Annotated in this window: 18 protein-coding genes, 1 other RNA gene and 1 pseudogene; 11 read left to right on the top strand and 9 right to left on the bottom strand. The window is 38.2% G+C overall.

Annotated features, from left to right (window positions below):
• Nucleotides 1-216: 216 nt before the first annotated feature.
• From V5N67_RS03230 to V5N67_RS03220, 3 genes are read right to left on the bottom strand one after another with little or no spacing between them, the layout of a single operon-like run.
• Entirely contained in the window at nt 217-2,043 is a 1,827-nt protein-coding gene (locus V5N67_RS03230) for an aminopeptidase P family protein (RefSeq protein WP_332060466.1), read from the bottom strand.
• Between the two features lie 15 nt (nt 2,044-2,058).
• The gene (locus V5N67_RS03225) at nt 2,059-2,928 is read right to left on the bottom strand and encodes a 50S ribosomal protein L11 methyltransferase (protein WP_332060465.1); all 870 of its coding nucleotides are present in this window, start codon (nt 2,926-2,928) and stop codon (nt 2,059-2,061) included.
• A 31-nt stretch (nt 2,929-2,959) separates the two neighbouring features.
• On the bottom strand, nt 2,960-3,541 hold the full coding sequence (locus V5N67_RS03220; RefSeq protein ID WP_332060464.1) for an SCO family protein: 582 nt from the start codon (nt 3,539-3,541) through the stop codon (nt 2,960-2,962).
• A 137-nt stretch (nt 3,542-3,678) separates the two neighbouring features.
• Here V5N67_RS03220 and V5N67_RS03215 point away from each other — a divergent pair, with 137 nt between their 5' ends.
• Entirely contained in the window at nt 3,679-4,308 is a 630-nt protein-coding gene (locus tag V5N67_RS03215; protein WP_332060463.1) for a DapH/DapD/GlmU-related protein, read from the top strand.
• A gap of 62 nt (nt 4,309-4,370) precedes the next feature.
• Here the strand turns inward: V5N67_RS03215 and V5N67_RS03210 are convergent, their stop codons facing one another.
• The 5 genes from V5N67_RS03210 to ssrA form a co-directional block, all read right to left on the bottom strand.
• Nucleotides 4,371-6,707 (bottom strand): ATP-dependent helicase, encoded by a 2,337-nt coding sequence (locus V5N67_RS03210; RefSeq protein ID WP_332060462.1) that lies wholly within the window; start codon nt 6,705-6,707, stop codon nt 4,371-4,373.
• A 130-nt stretch (nt 6,708-6,837) separates the two neighbouring features.
• Nucleotides 6,838-7,089: a ribbon-helix-helix domain-containing protein gene (locus tag V5N67_RS03205; RefSeq protein WP_332060461.1), complete on the bottom strand. Its 252-nt coding sequence runs from the start codon at nt 7,087-7,089 to the stop codon at nt 6,838-6,840.
• Nucleotides 7,090-7,101: 12 nt separating this feature from the next.
• Nucleotides 7,102-7,284, bottom strand: coding sequence for a DUF4169 family protein (locus tag V5N67_RS03200; protein ID WP_332060460.1), 183 nt, complete (start codon nt 7,282-7,284; stop codon nt 7,102-7,104).
• A gap of 12 nt (nt 7,285-7,296) precedes the next feature.
• Nucleotides 7,297-7,845: an SspB family protein gene (locus V5N67_RS03195; RefSeq protein ID WP_332060459.1), complete on the bottom strand. Its 549-nt coding sequence runs from the start codon at nt 7,843-7,845 to the stop codon at nt 7,297-7,299.
• A 164-nt stretch (nt 7,846-8,009) separates the two neighbouring features.
• Nucleotides 8,010-8,368, bottom strand: a transfer-messenger RNA (tmRNA) gene (gene ssrA, locus V5N67_RS03190).
• A 94-nt stretch (nt 8,369-8,462) separates the two neighbouring features.
• Here ssrA and V5N67_RS03185 point away from each other — a divergent pair.
• Nucleotides 8,463-8,768: a DUF2853 family protein gene (locus V5N67_RS03185; RefSeq protein ID WP_332060458.1), complete on the top strand. Its 306-nt coding sequence runs from the start codon at nt 8,463-8,465 to the stop codon at nt 8,766-8,768.
• An 87-nt stretch (nt 8,769-8,855) separates the two neighbouring features.
• Here V5N67_RS03185 and V5N67_RS03180 read toward each other — a convergent pair whose 3' ends face one another.
• Nucleotides 8,856-10,160, bottom strand: a complete 1,305-nt coding sequence (locus V5N67_RS03180; protein ID WP_332060457.1) for an MFS family transporter — start codon at nt 10,158-10,160, stop codon at nt 8,856-8,858.
• 253 nt (nt 10,161-10,413) lie between these two features.
• Here V5N67_RS03180 and V5N67_RS03175 point away from each other — a divergent pair, with 253 nt between their 5' ends.
• The 9 genes and pseudogenes from V5N67_RS03175 to V5N67_RS03135 all read left to right on the top strand — a co-directional run bounded on the left by V5N67_RS03175 (nt 10,414) and on the right by V5N67_RS03135 (nt 21,273).
• Nucleotides 10,414-11,208, top strand: a complete 795-nt coding sequence (locus tag V5N67_RS03175) for a thymidylate synthase (protein ID WP_332060456.1) — start codon at nt 10,414-10,416, stop codon at nt 11,206-11,208.
• Nucleotides 11,205-11,762 carry a dihydrofolate reductase gene (locus V5N67_RS03170; RefSeq protein ID WP_332060455.1) on the top strand — a complete coding sequence of 186 codons (558 nt, stop codon included), beginning with the start codon at nt 11,205-11,207 and terminating at the stop codon, nt 11,760-11,762. The genes V5N67_RS03175 and V5N67_RS03170 overlap by 4 nt, the downstream gene beginning before the upstream one ends.
• A 62-nt stretch (nt 11,763-11,824) precedes the next feature.
• Entirely contained in the window at nt 11,825-12,970 is a 1,146-nt protein-coding gene (hflK, locus tag V5N67_RS03165) for an FtsH protease activity modulator HflK (protein ID WP_332060549.1), read from the top strand.
• A gap of 3 nt (nt 12,971-12,973) precedes the next feature.
• Nucleotides 12,974-13,908, top strand: a pseudogene (gene hflC / locus V5N67_RS03160) (protease modulator HflC).
• A gap of 150 nt (nt 13,909-14,058) precedes the next feature.
• Nucleotides 14,059-15,561, top strand: coding sequence for a Do family serine endopeptidase (locus tag V5N67_RS03155; RefSeq protein WP_332060454.1), 1,503 nt, complete (start codon nt 14,059-14,061; stop codon nt 15,559-15,561).
• A 560-nt stretch (nt 15,562-16,121) separates the two neighbouring features.
• Nucleotides 16,122-17,048 (top strand): tRNA (adenosine(37)-N6)-dimethylallyltransferase MiaA, encoded by a 927-nt coding sequence (miaA, locus tag V5N67_RS03150; RefSeq protein ID WP_332060453.1) that lies wholly within the window; start codon nt 16,122-16,124, stop codon nt 17,046-17,048.
• Between the two features lie 192 nt (nt 17,049-17,240).
• Entirely contained in the window at nt 17,241-19,040 is a 1,800-nt protein-coding gene (locus tag V5N67_RS03145) for an acetolactate synthase 3 large subunit (protein ID WP_332060452.1), read from the top strand.
• 298 nt (nt 19,041-19,338) lie between these two features.
• Nucleotides 19,339-20,460 carry an ATP-dependent DNA helicase gene (locus V5N67_RS03140; RefSeq protein ID WP_332060451.1) on the top strand — a complete coding sequence of 374 codons (1,122 nt, stop codon included), beginning with the start codon at nt 19,339-19,341 and terminating at the stop codon, nt 20,458-20,460.
• 78 nt (nt 20,461-20,538) lie between these two features.
• Entirely contained in the window at nt 20,539-21,273 is a 735-nt protein-coding gene (locus V5N67_RS03135) for a pyridoxine 5'-phosphate synthase (RefSeq protein ID WP_332060548.1), read from the top strand.
• Nucleotides 21,274-21,595: the final 322 nt, after the last annotated feature.

Raw genomic sequence — 21,595 nt, 5'->3', positions numbered from 1 at the left:
ATGCTATAATGATGAATGTTTATAATTTTTCTTCTCTTTAGGTTTGTATAATCAATCTTACTTTTATAGAAAGCATTAATTTTTAAATATTTTAAGTACAGCTCTTTGTATAAAAAATAATTTTCTGTATCCTTTGATTGTAAATACGCACCTTTTTCTTAAAAAGAGAAAAAGTGGTGATGTTTTTAAAAAGAGTAAAATTGTATGCTCATTCATTTAAAGAGGCATTGTTGCTTCTTTCGCCCACTTTTTGTCTTCTTCATTTAAGTAGGGTGCATTCATGTGATAAACATGGGCATGGTAATCATTAAGCCATTGCTTTTCTTGGATTGTCAAAAGCTCTGGTAAGATTAACCGTCGATCAATAGGACAATTTGTGAGTGTCTCAAACGATAGCATTTCTATATCACCACCGTTAATTTTTTGTGCTGGTTGCACGATCATCAAATTTTCAATACGGATACCAAAAGCACCTTCGCGATAATATCCAGGCTCATTAGAAATAATCATTCCAGGGATGAGTTCTTGATTGCCGTAACGTGAAAGATTTTGTGGTCCTTCGTGAACAGAGAGATAAGATCCAACTCCATGACCAGTGCCATGGGCATAATCAAAGCCAGCTTTCCACAATGCGATGCGTGCGAGGACATCAATGTCTTGTCCACGTGTACCTTTTGGAAATCGTGCAGTTGAAAGAGCAATCATGCCTTTGAGGACAAGAGTAAAACAGTGTTTTTCTTTTTCTCCAACATTCCCAATTGCTACTGTGCGCGTAACATCTGTGGTGCCATCGCGATATTGTCCGCCTGAATCAACAAGATAAAGTTCACCAGCATTTATTTGTTTATTTGTTTGGGTAGTTACACGATAATGAACAATTGCACCATTCGCACCTGCCGCTGAGATTGTATCAAAAGACAAATCTGCAAGTTTTTCTCCCATTTCTTTTGCTGTCATTATGCGAAATTCTTCTAATTTTTGAGCAGCAGAAATTTCATTTAGTGTGCCTAGTGCTTGTTTATCTAACCAAGCAAAAAAACGGGTAAGTGCTACGCCATCGCGCAGATGCGCTTTGCGTGCGCCGTTTAGTTCTGTGGTATTTTTAATAGCACGTGGTAGAGCTGCGGGATCGGTAAGCGTAGTAAAAGAACTGCCTTCTTCTTCAATAATAGCGCGTAATTTTTCGCATGTTAGCCGCGGATCTAAGGCAAAAATTGTTCCTTTTTGAACATAATCTTTGATTTTTGCAACGAGTTGTTCTGGTTCATACAATTTTGCATAATTTTCCAGATATCGTTTCTGTTCTTCACCAAGCTTCTTACTATCAATGAATAAGGCAGGTACTTCTTTGATTGGAATGAGGGCGAAACAAAGGACAAAAGGTGTATTAGAAACATCATTGCCACGTATATTGAATGTCCATGCAATAGAAGAAGGGTCTGTAAAAATAAAAGCATTTGCATTGGTTTGTTGTATATTTTTGCGAATTAATGCTAACTTTTCATCGGTATTGCAGCCTGCATACTGAAGAGGATGAATTGATAAGGCAGATTGCGGTAATTGTGGTTGCTCATGCCAGATAAGATCAATGGGATTGGGGTGAATCGCTATAAGTTTTCCGCCTGCTTTACATTCTAGCGCTTTTCTCAATATATCTGTGGCAGCAATGGTATGAAGCCATGGATCAAAGCCGATAGAAAGTTTTTGCTTATTTTCTTCAAACCACCGTGATAGTGGGCAAGTTACGAGATCTCCATAATCAAAAATATGAGGATCAGTTTGTTGGCGAACTTGGAGTTTATAACGTCCATCTGTGAATATGATGGCTTTGTTTTTTAAAATTAATGCGATACCAGATGATCCAGTAAAACCAGTTAGCCAGCTAAGGCGTTGAGCATGTGGGGGAACATATTCTCCTTGATGTTCGTCTGTACGCGGAACAAGAAAGCCATCTAGCTCGAGGCGATCAAGTTCTTTGCGAAGAGAGGAAATACGTTCTTTAGCATAGGCTGGATTTGTTGTTGCTTCAAAAGATTGATACATAGCAGCGTTTTTCTTTTATTTTAGATGTATAGTGACCCATCCTTGACGGTGGTATGTTTCAATATGCCTTAAACCCTGTTTTACATAAGCTTCCAAAACATGAGCATGTTGTTCTTCAAGAATTCCAGATAATATGAGTGATCCGCCTTTTTGAAGTATTTGTACCATTTCTTGTGCAAGCTCAATGAGAGGATTAGCAAGAATGTTAGCGACAATGAGATCAAAGGGTGAGCATGATATAATTTGGTCATGGTTAAAATTTGTCGCTGTGATAGCTGTGATATATTTTTTTACGCCATTGAGTTGGATATTGTGTTCTGCAACTTGAATCGCAACTGGATCAATGTCAGATGCAAGTACAGCAATAGGCTTAAGCATTGTAATGCCAATGGCGAGTACACCGCTACCAGTGCCAAGATCAAGAGCATTTTGTGGATTTTCATTTTGCATCACCTTAGCAATCATTTCTAAGCAACCGGCTGTCGTTCCATGATGTCCTGTACCAAAGGCTTGATTAGCTTCAATTTCAATAGGCAAAACATTAGATGGAATTTCGTTTCGATTATGACTTCCATGAAGAAAAAAAGGACCTGCACGCACAGGCGTTAAACCTTCCAAGCTTTGTTGAACCCAATCAATATCGGGTAAAATCTCCATATTAATTTTATCAGGGGTTGTAGAAAGAATGTGTGCAAAACGCTCTAAAGCACTTTTTTTGTTTTCGTCGTCTACATAAAGCGAAAGTTCATGTATACTCTCTCGCTCATCTATCTCTGCGAGTGCAAGAGGATATCCTTCTTCGTCAAAGGCTATTTCCATAAGAGTATAAAGTCGCTCTGCTTCACTTTTGAAAGCAGTATAATACAGACGAACTTGTTGCGACATGCCATTTTTTCTCTGAAAGCAATTTTTCAATTTAATTTGAGACGAGTTTTTTTAGCCGTTCAATAGCAATGTCGTCTTTTAACTCATTGTCGTTTTCTTGAATATCATAAGGAATAATGCCAGCTAATTTTCCCCCTTTTTTTAGTAAAAAAATGGCTGCTGTGTGATTATAGGTATAATTCCCATTCGTTCCAGGAACTTTTTCAGCAACAACGTTGAAAGAATCCACCATTTTACGAACTTTTTCAGGATCTCCAGTGATGCCAGTAATTCCACTGGTAAAATTACTCAAATAATCATGGAGTACTTCTGGTGTATCACGTTCAGGATCAACAGTAACAAACCATAATCCCAATTTATTAGCTTCTGGCCCAATTGTTGTAAGCCAGCGATCAAGATTGCTCAGTGTAGTAGGGCAGGTCTCAGGACACATAGTAAATCCAAAGAAAATTACTGCAGGCTTGCTTCGAATGTCAGCTTCAGTAACGGTTTTACCGTTGGAATCAGTAAGTATAAAATTATCCCCTAAAGGTTTATTGTTTAACGCATCATAGATAAAAACACCCGCAAGAAATATGACTGTTAGCCCAAAGATGCGTATTACATTTTTCATAGTTTGATCCTCTTAAAATACTTAGAAAGTCTAGCATTAGCAGGTTAATTTTGCAATATTTGTTTTATGATTGATTTTGTTCGCACAGTAGGTATGTTTTTTCACGTTATCTATGAAAAACAATTGGTGAAAGATGAATGGATACTCAGAAAGATCTTCGATTTCATGAGAGTGAACCTTGTATCAATACGACGGCACGATTACATGGTTGTAAATTGGGACGCTATGTGGCAATTAGTGAGCGGGTGGTTTTGCGCGATGTAACCATTGGGGATTTTTCTTATTTTGAACGAAACAGTGAGGCTATTTATAGCGATATTGGGCGTTTTTGTTCTATTGCATCCCATGTGTGTGTAAATGCTTTAGAGCATCCTATAGAACGGGTTTCAACGCATAAAATAACATATCGCCCTAATGAATATTTTCGCTATATGCCGCTAGATAGTTCTTTTCGTGAAAGGCGTTGTGCAAAACGTGTTACCGTTGGACATGATGTATGGATTGGACATGGTGCAGTTATTATGCCGGGGGTAACAATTGGACATGGCGCTATTATTGGTGCCAACGCTGTTATAACGAAAGACGTTACACCTTATGCGATTGTCGCTGGTGTTCCTGCAAAGCGGCTACGGATGCGTTTTTCAGATGATGTGATCCAAACACTTTTAGATATGACTTGGTGGAATTGGCCGCTTGATAAAATTTACAACGCATTGCCTGATATGCAAAATTTGCCGATCGAGACTTTTATTCGCAAATGGAAATAGCATTCAAAGTAAAATGATAAAATAACTTCCTGTTTGGAAAGGTGGTTTCACTCTGTTTGAACTTAAGCTTTACTTACAAAATTGTCGAGCACACGCTTTTCTCCAGCTTTATCAAACATAATAGTTAATTTATGACCATCTATTGCTGAGATATGACCATAACCAAATTTTATGTGAAAAATTCGATCATTAATTGAAAAATTGGAGGGTGTATCAGATATTGATTGAGCGATGATTTCCCCTTCAATGTTTTTTTGTGCGTGCTTCCATTTTGGTGTTGAATAATTATTATAAAAGGGATTTTGCTGCTTAAAGCGTGGTTTCCCATAACCGCCATAAGATGTTTCCATTTCTACCACTTCTATATGTTCTTGCGGTAATTCATCCAGAAAACGGGAGGGAAGTGTAGACTGCCAAAGCCCATGAACTCTTCTATTTGATACAAACCATATATGCAGATGTTTTTTTGCTCTTGTCAGCCCTACATACGCTAATCGTCGTTCTTCTTCTAATCCTGAGCGTCCGCCTTCATCTAATGAGCGTTGGTGGGGAAAGAGTCCTTCTTCCCAACCAGGAAGAAAAACTGTTTCAAATTCAAGCCCCTTGGCTGAATGGAGGGTCATAATGTTGACCGCATCCATATTTTCATTATTTTCAGAATCCATAACCAGTGCAACATGTTCTAAAAAGCTGTGGAGGCTTTCAAATTGTTCCATAGAACGGATCATTTCTTTAAGATTTTCTAGTCGTGTTGGTGCTTCTGGAGAACGATCTTCTAGCCACATAGCTGTGTAGCCTGATTCATCGAGGATTATTTCAGAAAGCTCTCTATGAGGTGTACATTGCAACATACTTTGCCAGCGGCGAAAATCTTCAACAATGTTTCGCAAAGCACTGCGTGCTTTGGGTTTTAGCTCATCAGTTTCAATTATTTCAGCAGCAGCAGATAAAAGAGGAATAGAGCGTGCACGTGCACTTTCATAAAGGTAGCGTAAGGTCGCATCTCCTAAACCGCGCTTTGGTGTGTTGATAATGCGTTCAAAAGCTAAATCGTCTGCTGGTTGAACAACAACGCGTAAATAAGCCATGGCATCACGTATTTCCATCCGTTCATAAAAGCGTGGACCACCGATAACGCGGTAGTTAAGACCAAGTGTTACAAAGCGATCTTCAAATTCACGCATCTGGAATGATGCACGCACTAATATAGCTATATGATTTAACGAATGACCAGCTTGTTGTGCTTGTTCAATTTCTTCTCCAATTGCGCGCGCTTCTTCTTTCGAATCCCATGCTGAATGAATTTTTACTTTTTCTTCTTCAGTATTTATTTGATCAGAAAATAGTTCTTTTCCAAGCCTTCCTTGGTTATGAGAAATAAGATGAGAAGCGGTTTTGAGAATATGTGATGTTGAGCGATAATTGCGTTCTAAACGAATAATTTTTGCGAGAGGAAAATCTTTTTCAAAACGTAATATATTGTCAATTTGAGCACCACGCCACCCGTAAATGGATTGATCATCATCTCCGACACAACAAAGATTAACGATTTGATCTTTAGGACGTTGCGCCAAAAGACGAAGCCAAAGATATTGTGCTGTATTTGTATCTTGATACTCGTCTACTAAAATATAGCGAAATTTGGAATGATATTCGCGAAGAATATCTGGATTATTTTGGAAGATAGAAATGGAATGCAGCAGCAGATCGCCAAAGTCACAAGCGTTAAGATTTTTTAATCGATCTTGATAACTGCGGTAAAGTTTGCGTCCCATACCGTTGCCAAAGGAATGGGCATCACTTTCTGAAATATGTTCTGGTAAAAATCCTTGATTTTTCCAAGAATCAATCATCATTGCAAAGCGACGTGCTGGCCAACGCTTATCATCCAATCCTTCAGCTTGAATAAGTTGTTTTAAAAGACGAATAACATCATCGCTATCAAGGATTGTAAAATTTCTTTTTAAGCCGACAAGTTCTGCGTGGCGGCGCAAAATCTTCGCGCCAGTGGAATGAAAAGTTCCAAGCCAAGGCATGCCTTCAACAGTTTCACCAATAAGTTCACCAATACGCATTTTCATTTCGCGCGCTGCTTTATTGGTGAAAGTTACAGCTAGTATTTGTTTAGGGAAGGCAAGTCCAGAGCGTAAAATGTGAGAAATGCGGGTAGTCAAAACACGCGTTTTTCCAGTACCAGCACCGGCAAGCACCAAAAGAGACCCTTCGGTATTCATGACAGCTTGTCGTTGTTCAGGATTAAGTTTTTTTAGATAGTCCGCATCACACAGGTTTTTTTCTTTTACTTGTGTCGCATGATCAGATAATCCAGAATTATTGTCGTGCTTACGAGAAAGGGGGTCATCTTCAAAAAATGGTATGTGATCAAAAAAATTATTCATTATACCTTATTGTGTAGTATTTTTTTGATTTAAGTGCTAGGTCTAAAAAATCTTTTCTCAAGAAAGCCACAACACCTTTGGTTGAATAGATATTATAGAGAGCGCAAAAAAGAAAAGATAGAATAAATTATTAAAGACGTTGGGCGAGAATGCTTTGGAGTACATAAATACGTAATGAAGCTGAAAGATTCACTTGCTGCGGTCTTTTTTTGTCAATATTGGTGATAATAGAGGTTAAAGACTGCCCTTCTTTGTGCGCTATGGCTTTAAGAATGTCTAAAAATGGTTTTTCTAAAGAAATGCTAGTTGAATGTCCATTAATTCGAACGGATATTTTTTGCGAAATTACTTCTGACCAATCGATAAAATCGTTCATCTGCATTCTTTTTTACTCTTATTCATCGTGACATAAACGATTCTGATCAAGAAATTTTTGAGTTTTTAGAGCTTCTTTTTTCTCTAAACGTTTCTCCACTTTTGTTCGTCCAAAACGATAGCGATTCTCCTCTGCATGAACGGCTTGTTCTGCACGTTTTTTTTGTTTGCGAAAATGACGAAGGTTAATCGGTTCAGTCATGAGAAAATTTATTTATTTTTTTCGAAAAGAATCCAAGGATACAACGTCAGCACTTTGTTTGACGTCATTGTTTGAGGGTTTTTTATTTGTTTTAGAAATTTGTTCTTTTGTAAATATGTTTGCTTCTTTTTTTTGTTTGTCCGATAACATTACAGGTGTGCACGTGGTATTTTCTAAACCTTTGTTTTCTTTAGAGGTGAGATTTGAAGGTAAGTCAAATGCTGCTTCAAATGCTGCTACAGGATCATAAAACACTTGGATAGAAGAAAAAGGAATCACCAATTTTTCAGAAACTTCTTTAAAAGAGAGTGTCACTTCGAAAGCAGTTTCTGATACGCTTAAATCTCGAAATTGATGTTGTAATACTATTGTCATTTGCTCAGGATAGCGACTTTTAAGTCGATTAGAAATTTTTATTCCTGGTGCAGTTGTCAAAAAAGTAATAAAAAAATGGTGATTTCCTGGAAGACCTGCTGTGGCAACTTCTAATAAAACCTTACGGATAACTCCACGGAGTGCATCTTGAACAAGAACATCGTAACGGATTTGATCTTGAACCATCGAAGTTTATTCCTTTTATTTCATACAATAGCTAAGGGTGAATAATATCGTGCAATAAAATGTTTCTTTAAACTAACAATATTTTATCTACGATGCACCTAAATTAATCGAGAAAAAAATTTATGGCAAATAATGTCTGAAAGATCAATTCATAATACTTACAAAATGAAGGCTTCTGTTGCCAGGTGCCTCCGAACCCCGCTTAAACCTGCGATGATTTAAGACTTAATTTGAAGCATTCGCACTGCATTAAGCAGCGAGACGTGCTCCCGCATAGTTGTTGTCATTTGCAACTACTTATTTAGTCCGATAACGGTGGTACTATGCCGAGTAAAAAAGCAATCTTTACGCTCTTGTCGATCCTATTTCGCCCCCACTAAAATATAACTTTACTTGTTATATTTTGGTGGAGGCGCCGGGTACCGCCCCCGGGTCCAATGAGTTTATTTCATTGTTCATTTATTACCATAGCTGGCAAGCCAGCTCTTTAAATATAAACGAAGAACCGTCTTTGGGAAAGGGGGGGTTGTTAATATTTTAAATCCTCTAGTTATTTATTAATCTAGATGATGCGGCTGTAGAATACAGCCGTTAATTTTTGGGAGGAGAATTACAGAATGAAAGATGATCTAGCAGATATTAAATTATACGACCCAAATCCCGATGAAGCTGCAATAAAACGGCTTCATCATCGTTTAGCTTTAGTAATGAGAAAGCAGGATGCATCGTTAGTTGCCACATCGGATCCAAAAGAATTAGAGCGCGTTGAAAAATGGGTTCAAGATGTATTAGGTGCTGATCAGAAGAACGCTAAAACAGCTGTTTCAAAAGTTGCAGATATGATGTCTGAAAATCGGAGAAAAAGTCGTATGACTTTTTATTATTTGGTTGCGAAAAAATTAAATGCACTTGATAAATTGTAAATGGTATCAAAATTAAATTTTTATGCAATAGTTACAAAAAAAGCCCAATTTATTGGGCTTTTTTACTTACATACTCATATAGAAGATTTAATGAATATCATCTCCTTGCAGATATCCTTTTTTTCGAGCATCTGGCATCAAAGCAATTGCGGTGAATGCAATAATCATCATACCGACTATATAAAAATGAAATACATCATATCCCATTTTTTTAAATTGAAGTGCTACAGATTCAGCAGAGCCACCAAATAGTGCATTGGCAATAGCATAAGATAAGCCAACTCCCATTGCTCGTACTGAAGAAGGAAACATTTCTGCTTTTACGATACCAGAAACGGATGTGTAAAAACTCATAATACAAAACATTCCAACAATAATCAGCAGTGCAACCCATCTATTATCAGTGCTACCAATGATTTTAAGTGCTGGAATTGTACAAATGATGGATAAGGTGCTCCAGATAAGCAGTGAAATTTTTGTTCCAATTTTATCAGCCAAAAAACCAAACATCGGTTGGATGAGCATGAAAACAAAAAGTGCAATAGTCATTATAGTCGTGGCAGTATGCTTATCAAATCCAGTTGTTGTAATCAGATATTTTTGCATATAAGTTGTGTATGTATAAAATGTGAGCGATCCTCCGGCTGTAAAGCACATAACCAGCAAGAAAGCTTTTCCATGATTGCGTAGAAGTCCTCTAAGGCTGCCAGCTTGTTGTTTAGCACGGCTCTCTTTTGTAGTTGTTTCATGCAGTGAACGGCGTAGATAAATTGCAACAATTGCTCCCAGCCCACCAATTGCGAAAGGAATACGCCAACCCCATGACTTTAATTGATCTTCTGTCAAATAAAGTGCTAAAACGAACATAACCAAACTAGCCAAAAGTTGACCACCAATGAGCGTAGCATATTGGAAAGAGCTAAAGAAACCACGACGATTTTTGAGAGCAACTTCACTCATATAGGTTGCTGTTGTACCATATTCGCCACCAACAGAAAGTCCTTGCATCATGCGGAGTAAAAGAAGCAAAACTGCTGCAGCGCCTCCAATAGCTTCATAAGTAGGAAGTATGGCAATCAAAAAGGATCCACCGCACATCATAAAAATAGAAATAAGCATTGAACGCTTTCGTCCATAACGATCAGCAATAAATCCGAAAAGCCAACCGCCGATTGGACGCATGAGGAAACCGATAAAAAAGACAGCGGAAGACTTTAAAAGTTCGGTAACAACATCGCCATCGGAAGGAAAAAACTGTGATGCAAAGTAGATAGATGTGAAAGAATAGACATAAAAATCATACCACTCTACTAGATTGCCTGATGCGCTAGATATGATGGACAGAACGCGTTTTTTTGTATCATTTGGTGCTAAAGCTGTTTGACTTTCCATAAAGTTATTTCCCCTCTTGTATTTTTATGTATGTTTACTTTTCAAACAAGGTGATTACAGTATTTATCGCGCCAAAATCTTCATTATACTCTTTAAAAGCTGATTACAGTATTTTATCACTTGCGTCAAAGCTTTAATCGTATCATGATAATTTCTTGTGTAGGATGTGTAAAAAGAGAAAATGAGATTATATTTTTATGAAATTTGTAATTTTTATTTTCTGTAATTAATAGAATCGGCCATAATACTTACTATGAAAACTTATCTTGATCTTTTATCTCATGTTTTAAATAATGGCGTTGATCGCATAGATCGAACTGGTGTGGGGACACGGTCGGTTTTTGGGTATCAGATGCGGTTTAATTTGCAGGCTGGATTCCCTTTGCTGACAACGAAAAAATTGCATTTGCGCTCGATCATTTATGAGCTTTTGTGGTTTCTTAAAGGTGATACAAATATTGCATGGTTAAAGGAACATGGTGTATCAATTTGGGACGAATGGGCTGATGAAAAGGGGAATCTTGGTCCTATTTATGGCTATCAGTGGCGTTCTTGGCCAGCTCCTGATGGGCGCCATATTGATCAAATCAGTAATCTTTTGACTATGATTAAGGAAGTGCCTCATTCTCGTCGATTGATTGTATCTGCATGGAATCCTGCATTAGTAGAAGAAATGGCTTTGCCGCCGTGTCATTGTTTTTTTCAGTTTTACGTTGCTGATGGTAAGTTATCTTGCCAACTTTATCAGCGTTCAGCGGATATTTTTTTAGGTGTTCCATTCAATATTGCTTCCTACGCTTTACTAACGATGATGATTGCGCAAGTAAGCGGTCTTACAGCATGTGATTTTATTCATACTCTTGGTGATGCTCATCTCTATTCTAATCATTTTGAACAGGCTAAATTACAGTTGTCTCGTGTGCCAAATACTTTGCCGCTGATGCATATAAATTCAGAGGTAAAAGATCTTTTTTCTTTTAAATTTGAGGATTTTGAGTTGCTTAATTATGAAGCGCAGCCGCACATAAAGGCATCAGTAGCGATATGACTTTTCCAATCTGTTTAATTGCAGCTGTTGCAGAAAATGGTGTTATCGGTCGTAATGGTACGATGCCTTGGCATCTATCGACGGATTTGCAGCGTTTTAAGGCTTTAACTTTCGGTAAACCCATCATTATGGGGAGAAAAACTTGGGATTCTCTTGGACGTCCTTTGCCGGGGCGCACAAATATTGTAATTACTCGCGATTGCACATTTACAGCAGAAGGCGCTGTTATCACACATTCTTTGTCTCAAGCTTGTTCTATCGCAAAAGATGCAGCTATCCAAAATGGTGCAGATGCAATTTTTATTATTGGTGGAGGTGAAATTTTTCAACAAGGGTTGGATATTGCTGATAAAATGTTTCTGACAGAAATTTTAGCTTCCATTGAAGGTGATAGTTTTTTTCCTGTGTTTGATAAAGAAAAATGGACTATTGTGCAAACACAATATATTCCAGATGGAGATAAAGATAGTCATCAAACACGCTTTGTGGTTTATGAGAGAGGGAACCGTTCGTCATTAAGTGAAAAGACTACTGATTGTATTGTAATCAGATAAGAGGCGCCCTATAAGATCAGATGAATGATTGGTATTAACGGTACTAAGTTAAAGAGGTAATGATGCCCTGGACAAATCAAAATGGCAGTGGCCCATGGAATGGCGATAAAAATAAACTTGGTGGTGACAAAAAGGCATCATCTAAGAATCTTTTTGGTTCTAGTGGTAACAGTGGTGGTGGTGATAATTCCAACCTTGATGATATCTTGCGTAAAGGACAGGATCAGCTCAAGCAATTTGGTGGGGGCGGCCTTTTTGTTTTATTGTTTCTGCTTGCTGTATTTCTTTGGTTGTACCAATCTATTTACATTGTCCAGCAAAATGAACAAGCTGTGGAATTGCGTTTTGGTGTGCCTAAAGCAGGGGTTATTGGTGATGGTTTGCATTTTCACTTTTGGCCAATTGAGACCTATATGAAGGTACCTTTAACAGAAAAAACGATAGCGATTGGTGGTCAGTCTGGTCAGATGCAACAAAGTGAAGGTTTGATGCTTTCGAGTGATCAGAATATTGTTAATGTCAACTTTTCTGTTTATTATCGAATTTCACATCCTAGTCAATTTTTATTCAATGTGAATGATCAAGAGGGGACTGTGCGTCAAGTTGCTGAGAGCGCGATGCGTGAAGTCATTGGTTCTCGTCCTGTTGATGATGTTTTACGTGATAAAAAAGAAGAAGTTGCTGATGATGTTAGAAAGATTATTCAGTTGACAGTGGATAAATATCAACTTGGTGTTGAAATAAACCGTGTATCGATTAGTGAAGCTGCTCCTCCTACTAAGGTTGCTGCTGCATTTAACTCTGTTCAGCAGGCAGAGCAAGAACGTGGACGGATGATTGAAGAGGGGAATCGTGTGCGTTTTACTAAAATTGGTTTAGCGAATGGGGAAGCGTCGCGTACACGGGAAATTGCAAAAGGTAAAAAGGCGCAAATGGTTGAAGAAGCAACAGGACGTGCTGAGCGTTTTCAGGCTATAGCTCGTGAGGCTGCGATTTCACCAGAGGCCGTTCGTTATCGTCTTTATATGGAGATGATGGGGCGTCTTCTTTCTTCACCGAATAAGTTAGTTTTTGATCAAACAAATTCTCCAGCGGTACCCTATTTACCTCTGAATGAATTACTACAGAAAAATTTATCAGAACAAGCTAAGACAACATCAACGCATCCCGCATCGCCATTGGATTTTAGCATTTCTGGAGGACGCTAAATTATGCAGCAATCCCGTTTCTTGTTTATATTGAGTGCCGTACTGCTTGTTTTGATGGCTTTGTGGATGTCCATTTTTATTGTCTATCCTCGTCAGCAGGTGGCAATTAAACGCTTTGGACAAATTGTTAAGGTAGAGTCTGATCCTGGTATTTATTTGAAGGTGCCATTTTTGGATAAGAAGGTTATTATCGATAATCGATTGTTGCGCTATGATGTGCCTACACAATCTGTACAGGTTCGTGGTGGTGCTTATTATGAAGTAGATGCGTTCTTTATTTATCGTATTGCAGATCCTAAATTGTTTTTACAGCGTATTGCGTCGGGACGTCCACATATTGCAGCGCGTGAAAATCTTGCGCCACGTTTTATTGATGCTTTGCGTGCCGTTTATGGTAAGCGAGAATTTAAAGCTGCTTTATCGGATGAACGGGGTGTGATGATGGCTGAAGTCCAGAGGCAGTTTTCTGTAGATGCTGGTTCATTGGGTATTACCATTGTTGATGTGCGTATTCGCAAAACCGATTTGACGGATGCTGTTTCAGAAGACGTATATCGGCAAATGGCAGCTGAACGTGAGGCTGCGGCAGAAAATATTCGTGCGCGTGGTCAGCAAGAGCGGGATCGTATCGTGGCGGAAGCTAATCGTGAATATGAGGAAATTGTAGCGGCGGCAAAACGCGATGCAGAAATTACTCATGGTGAAGGTCAGGCTGAAAGTATTCGCATTTTATTAAATGCGCGGGAAACTAATCCATCTTTTTACGACTTTTGGTTGGCGATGGAGCAGTACAGGAATTTGGAGCGTACTTCAATGGTGATTTCACCAAATGAGACGTTCTTTTTTTATTTTCGTAATCCCCCGCAAAAAACAGAGCGTTTTCTCCAACAATGAATACTGGCTTTAATAATATTGGTTCAAAATCTGTGGAAAAATAGATGGGGCAATGGATTGTGACCGTAAGCTTTTCATAAAAGGCTTAGTGTGTGTTTTTGTATGGTGAAGATAGAGTATATGTTATAAGGCTATGCTGATTTCGCATTAATGGATTTAGTGGTTCTATTTGCAGTATTGGTTAAAAATATATCATGGATAAAAATACGTCTCTGAAGCATTTTGTCACAAAAATTGTTATCTGTGTTTTTTTGTTTTTATCAGGAGCAACGAGTTGGTCTGGTGCTGTTCCGCTTACCAGTATGCCTCCCTCTATTCCTGATTTAGCTGCTGAACTTTTGAAGACAGTTGTAAATATTTCTACAGTGCAGATAATTGAGGGAACTGAGCAGGATGAAAATACTTCTGTCCCTGTTATTCCACAAGATTCATTGTTGCAGGAATATTTTAGTGATTTTTTTTCTCCCAAAGAAGGACAAAAGGGTAGTCAACTTCAAAAGGTGCGTTCTTTGGGGTCTGGTTTTGTAATTGATGCGCAAAAGGGGCTTATTGTTACCAATTACCACGTCATCGTTGAGGCTGATGATATTGTCGTTAATTTTACTGATGGTACAAAGCTAAAGGCAAAGCTGCTTGGCAAAGATAGCAAAACTGATTTGGCGTTACTTCAAGTAGAGGCAGGAAGAAAAAAATTAACAGCCGTGCGTTTTGGTGATTCAGAAAAAGTGCGCATTGGTGAATGGGTTATGGCTATCGGAAATCCTTATGGTTTTGGTGGAAGTGTAACCGTTGGTATTGTTTCTGCTCGCAATCGTGATCTTAATGCTGGTCCTTATGATAATTTTATTCAGACGGATGCCGCGATTAATAGGGGCAATTCTGGAGGCCCATTATTTGATAGAAATGGTGAGGTAATTGGGATTAATACAGCAATTGTTTCCCCCTCTGGAGGATCGATTGGTATTGGCTTTGCTATACCATCCGATCTGGCACTTTCTGTTATTAATCAGTTGCGTGATTTTGGAGAAATAAGGCGTGGTTGGTTGGCTGTTCGTATTCAACCAGTGACAGAGGATATTGCAAAAAATTTAAAACTAGACAACGCTGTGGGTGCCTTGATTGCAGGAAAAATGAAACATACAGAGGTAGATAATAGCCAGTTGCATGTTGGAGATGTTATCCTTCGTTTTGGGAACGTCAAGATTAAGAGCGCGCGTGATTTGCCGCGTTTAGTCGCGGAAAGTCCAGCAGGAAAGGTGGTAGAAGTCACAGTTTTTCGTAATGGACAAGAAAAAACAGTAAAAGTTAAGCTTGGTCGTTTAGTTGAGACAGATGTAAATGAAAATACGCTGGAAGGATCTGATGATAAAAAAAATGATGCTGTATTGAAAAGCATGGTAATGCAATTTATGGGAATGACATTATCTGAGTTGACAGATGATTTGCGTAAGCATTATTCAATTGCTGATAAGCTTAGTGGGTTGGTTGTGACATCTGTTGCGCAAAATAGTGTAGCGGACAAAAAGCGTATTCGCATTGGTGAGGTGATTGTCGATATCAATCAGAGTGCAGTTACAACGATTGATGAAGCAAAAAAACGACTTCATAAGCTACGTGAGGCTGGACGCAAATACGCTTCATTCGTTGTTGCTCGTTCAGATGGAGAATTACGAGTTGTAACGATTCAAATGGATTAATGCTCCTTAGTTTAAGGAAAGTTCATTATACGGAATGATGATATAAGATCGGTAATTTAGAGGTATTACGTGCTCTATTTTGCTCTTTTTTGTGTGTTTTTGTAAACAGAGCTTATTTGACTTTTAAAAATTGTTCTCTTCGTGATTTATATGATGTTGTGTCAGGGTTAAGAGATATCTTTCCTTTTTTTATATAAAAAAGAAAATTACCTGATATGAGTGATGAGCTAGCGTCATTTTGCATAATAATTTTGCAATTGGTATTTATTTTTAGCAGTTGCGGAGCAGTTTTTTGTGGCAGATGTTTATTATAAATTGATGACCTCAAAATGGATTGCTTTTGTGTTTTTTTGGGGAGTTTTTGTTGTGCTGGTTTTTATCATGTAAAAAATAAAGGGTTGCTTCCATATATCTTTTTTATTTAAGTGAGCAGGCAGATATCGCTTATATTTTCGCTTTGAAAATTTAATATTCCTAATGCTAGTGTAGTGCTAAATTTTGGAGAAATCCATGGGTATTGCGATAAGTTGTTGATTGATGGACATAAGAGGTTTCCATTCATGACACAAAGAACAGTCACATTGATAGCAGGTCCTACTGCAAGTGGTAAGTCAGCACTGGCGTTGAGGATGGCGCAAGAAAAAAATGCTATCATTATCAATACTGATTCTATGCAAATTTATGATGTTTTGAATATTTTAACGGCACGACCAACAAAGACGGATATGGCAATCGCTCCGCACTATCTTTACGGTTATGTCAATCCTGCTCTTCATTATTCAGTGGGGCAGTGGTTGTGTGATGTTAATAAAATTGTAACTACATTTACGTCGAAGTCACTTATTTTTGTGGGAGGGACAGGACTTTATTTTCGTGCCCTTTTAGAAGGGATTTCAGAAATTCCTCATGTTCCAGATGTTGTGCGGCAGAAATGGCGACTTCGGCTTAATGAAGAGGGAGCTGAAAGTCTTTATCGCCAGTTATTACAGGTTGATACTCTTTTATCAGAAAAAATCTCTCCGCAAGATGGTCAACGTATTATACGCGCTTTGGAAGTTTATGAAGCGACTGGAAAAAGGTTAAGTTGGTGGCAAAAGAAAAAAACAACACCCTTGATTGCATCAGATTGTTCAGAAAAAATTCTTCTCATTCCACCGCGCCAGTTGCTTTATGAGCGCATTAATCAACGGTTTCATTGCATGATTGAGAAAGGAGCTTTAGAAGAGGTTTCTGCTATGAAAAAGTTCATGCTTTCTCCTTTATTGCCAGCGATGAAAGCTATCGGTATACGTGAGCTGATGGCTTATTTAGATGGATATAAAAGTTTTGATGATGCTGTTGAAATAGCAAAGACACAAACAAGGCGATATGCAAAGAGGCAGATGACGTGGTTTCGCAATCAATTTGATGAGAAATGGACACTCATTTCTTCGTATAAAGAATTGCAGAAAATTAAAAGGGAGCTCAAGAAAGAGAGAGCACTTTAAATGGAAAATTTTTAGAATGGTAGTTTTTGATTGACGATTTATACTGATGGAATTAAAGTTTTTACCATAGGGAATATCTTTCTTATGCTGCGTTGCGCATTGAAAATTGGGGGGTATACGATATATGCTTTTTGCGTGTAATAGGCTCCATTAGGAGCCTTTTTTATTATCTATAAAATATGAGTGGGAAAAATGACAGATTATCTAAGAGTAAAAGAGAGTGCGGACGGCAAAAGAATGTCGGGAGCTGAAATGGTAATTCAAGCTCTTATTGATCAAGGAGTTAAACATCTCTTTGGTTATCCTGGTGGAGCTGTTCTTCCTATTTTTGATGTCATTTATCAACAAGATTCACTTCAGCATATTTTGGTACGTCATGAACAGGCAGCAGGTCATGCTGCTGAAGGTTATGCACGCAGTACAGGGAAGGTAGGCGTTATGCTTGTAACTTCGGGTCCAGGCGCAACTAACGCTGTGACACCTCTGCAAGATGCATTAATGGATTCTATTCCTATTGTCTGTTTTTCTGGTCAAGTGCCAACAACGGTGATTGGAACAAACGCGTTTCAAGAGGCGAATACGGTTAGTATTACAAAACCCTGCACTAAACATAATTGTCTTGTTGAGGATGTAAATGATCTTGCGGCAGCCATTCATGAGGCTTTCTATATTGCTCAATCAGGGCGTCCAGGACCAGTTTTGGTTGATATTCCTAAAGATGTTCAGTTTGCTTCAGGCATTTATAGAGCGCCTCAAATACTGACATCTATGCATTCTTATCCGCAACCAAAAGGAGATACGAAAGCTATCGAATGTGCTGTTTCTCTTTTGGCAGAAGCAAAACGTCCTGTTATTTATTCTGGTGGTGGTGTTATTTCATCAGGCCTTGAAGCTGTGCAGCTTTTGCGTGAATTGATTCAATTAGGGGATTTTCCGATTACTTCAACATTAATGGGACTTGGCGCTTATCCCGCTTCTGGGAAAAATTGGCTTGGAATGCTTGGGATGCATGGAACTTATGAAGCGAATATGGCTATGCATGATTGTGATGTTATGTTGGCTGTTGGTGCACGGTTTGATGATCGTATCACTGGGAGACTTGATGCGTTTGCACCTCATGCACGTATTATTCATATTGATATTGATCCTTCTGTCATAAATAAGATAGTGAAAGTAGAGGTTCCTATTGTGGGCGATGTGGCTTATGTCTTAGGAGATATGATGCGGTGCTTGCGTATGCATCAACCAATATTTAAGAACGAAAGCCGTGACGTATGGTGGGCACAAATTAATCGCTGGAAATCTCGAAATTCATTGGCATATGCAGAGAAAAAAGATGTTATTATGCCGCAATACGCTCTTGAACGACTTTATACCCTTACTAAAGATATGAACGCTTATATCACAACTGATGTTGGGCAGCACCAGATGTGGGCTGCACAATATTATCATTTTGATCAACCCCATCATTGGATGACTTCTGGTGGTCTTGGGACTATGGGGTATGGCTTGCCTGCTGCTATTGGTGTGCAAATCGCACATCCTGATGCGCTTGTTGTATGTGTTTCTGGTGATGCTTCAATTCAGATGAATATTCAAGAACTTGCAACAGCAGTTCAACATAATGCACCTGTGAAAATTTTTATTTTAAATAATCAGTATATGGGCATGGTTCGCCAATGGCAGCAATTGCTGCATGGCAATCGTCTTTCTCATTCTTATACAGAATCAATGCCTGATTTTGTTAAACTGGCGGAAGCTTATGGAGCGGTTGGTATTCATTGTTCCAAACCAGAGGAGCTTGATGATAAAATACAGCAGATGATTAACTGTGATAAGCCAGTTTTTTTCGATTGTCGTATTCATAATTTAGAAAATTGTTTTCCAATGATTCCGTCTGGGTGTGCGCATAATGATATGTTATTGCCTGATGAGGCTAACGATGAAGCAGTCGCGAATGCTATTCCTACTGAAGGACAATTTTGTGTATAAGGTATTTGACGTATATGATTTAGCAGTAGTTTATATGCAAACTTTTTAAGTTTACTGCATGTATTAATTTTGCTGTTTGTATGTTATTGTAAAATAAAATATTTTGATCAACAAAAATGAGATTTGATCTAGATGGTTGTGCAAGTTTACGTGGGTGCAAATTTTTAGACCGTGGAAGCATTTTGAGAGTGGTTGGATGTCCATGTATCAAAAAATTTTAATGACAAAGATTTTCCTTGGTATTTGCTTTGTTTTCAAAATGCTTGCTCTTTTTATGCGAATCTTATTTTGATAAATTATGCAGTTTTCACCGGAACAAGATAATGCATTGAAGGCTGTTGCTGCATGGTTAAAGGATGGGCGTTCTCCTATTTTTCGTCTCTTTGGCTATGCGGGAACGGGGAAGACAACACTTGCTCGCTATTTTGCTGAAACAGTTGATGGCTCTGTCCAGTTTGCTGCGTTTACAGGTAAGGCGGCACAGGTTTTGCGTTCTAAAGGTGCGAGCAATGCCTGTACTATTCATTCGTTGATTTATTGTCCACGTGGAGAGGAAGAAGTTGCCGATGAGGTTACGGGAAAGAAATCTGTTGCGCCTACATTTGCACTAAATCGAAGAAGTTCGGCTGCACAGGTTAAGCTTATTATTGTCGATGAGTGTTCAATGGTGGATGAGCAATTAGGGCGCGATTTAATGAGCTTTCGGACGCCAATACTTGTTCTTGGTGATCCAGGTCAGTTGCCCCCGATATCAGGAGGTGGTTTTTTTTCCAATGGTACGCCAGATTTTCTTCTTTCAGAAATTCATCGACAAGCGCGTGATAATCCGATTGTTCGTTTAGCAATGGATGTGCGTGAAGGACGTGATATTGCTTATGGTGACTATGGGAGAGCTCGTGTTGTTACGCGTAAAGAATTGGATCAACAATTGGTTTTGGATGCTGATCAGCTTTTGGTAGGGGTTAACCGAACACGTCACCTTTATAATAAGCGTTTGCGTGAGTTGAAGGGATTTACAGCAGATTATCCACAAGCGGGTGACAAACTTGTGTGTTTGCGCAATGATCCTGCTAAGGGCTTGTTGAATGGTTCTTTATGGAAAGTCATGACTTCACAGAAGGAAACTGTGAAACCGAATATTAATCTTCTCATTAAACCAGAAGAGAGTGAGCGTGGAGTGGTAAAGATTAAGCTTTTAAAAGCAGTGTTTGAAAATCCTGATAATGAGATTTCATGGCAATTGAAAAAAAGATATGATGATTTTGATTATGGATATGCATTAACTGTTCACAAAGCGCAAGGATCTCAATGGGATAATGTGGTTTTATTTGATGAAAGTTTTGCATTTCGTGATATGTATGCACGCTGGCTTTATACTGGAATTACACGTGCGGCAGAGCATTTGACAATTGTTCGATAAAAAAATATTTTTGTTGTTTAAAATTATGCTGGGGTGTGTATCTTTTTTCTGCCTTTAAAATTATATATGGAAATGTGCATAATGGTGAAACTCTCGGTTAATCTCAATGCTGTTGCTGTTTTGCGTAATCGGCGTGATCTTCCGTGGCCTAATATCAAGGATATTGGGCATATAGCGCTTACAGCTGGCGCGGCAGGTTTGACGGTTCATCCACGACCAGATGAACGACATATTCGTTTTGTTGATTTACCAGACATACATTGTTTAATTACTAGCGCTTTTCCTACTGCAGAGTTTAATATTGAAGGTTATCCAAGTGATACATTTTTGAATTTGGCAGAAAAGTATGCTGATCAGATTACCCTTGTCCCTGATGATCCAGCTCAATCAACTTCTGATCATGGTTGGGATTTTATTCATAATGCGGAATTTTTGATGCCCATTGTTCAGCGCTTAAAAGAAAAAAAAATTCGTGTATCGTTATTTGCTAATCCTGTTGCAGATGGTCTTGATATTGCCAAAGCGATTGGTGCTGATCGTGTAGAATTTTATACTGGACCTTATGGTGGTGCGTTTAAAGATAAGACAAAGCAGGAGCAAGAATTGAATAAACTTATTTTAGCAGCAACAAAAGCCAAAGAATTGCAATTAGGTGTTAATGCAGGTCATGATTTGACAATTACTAATCTTCCTACCCTTGTTAATCATATTCCTTGGCTTAATGAAGTTTCAATTGGTCATGGGCTTATTGCTGATGCATTAGAATATGGAATGCATGAAACTGTTCAGCGGTTCATTCGATTATTGTCGTAATCTTTTTTAAGAACAGTTTTGCATATGCCTAAGATAAATAGTATTGTGACACTATTTGGCTGATGTATTCATTTATAAATCTTTATTCTTCTGTGTGGTTTAGTGCGTTAAATATTTTTGTAAAGATGCTTATCGTTGTGAAGATAGTTAATGAGATCTTCTTATGTGATCTTTAAAAAGAAATAAAAATAAAATTTTGAAAATATTGTTTTTATTAAAATAGTGCGCAAGATTGTATGGATGGATATTTTGTATCGTGAAATAAGCGAAATTGGCTTTTTGTGTTAAAGTATAAAAAGCTAGTATGCTTATTTTATGATTT

The sequence above is a fragment of the Bartonella rhinolophi genome (assembly GCF_036576165.1).
Lineage (GTDB): Bacteria > Pseudomonadota > Alphaproteobacteria > Rhizobiales > Rhizobiaceae > Bartonella.
Note: the sequence above shows the minus strand (reverse complement) of the source record. Positions and strands in the feature narration are given on the sequence as shown.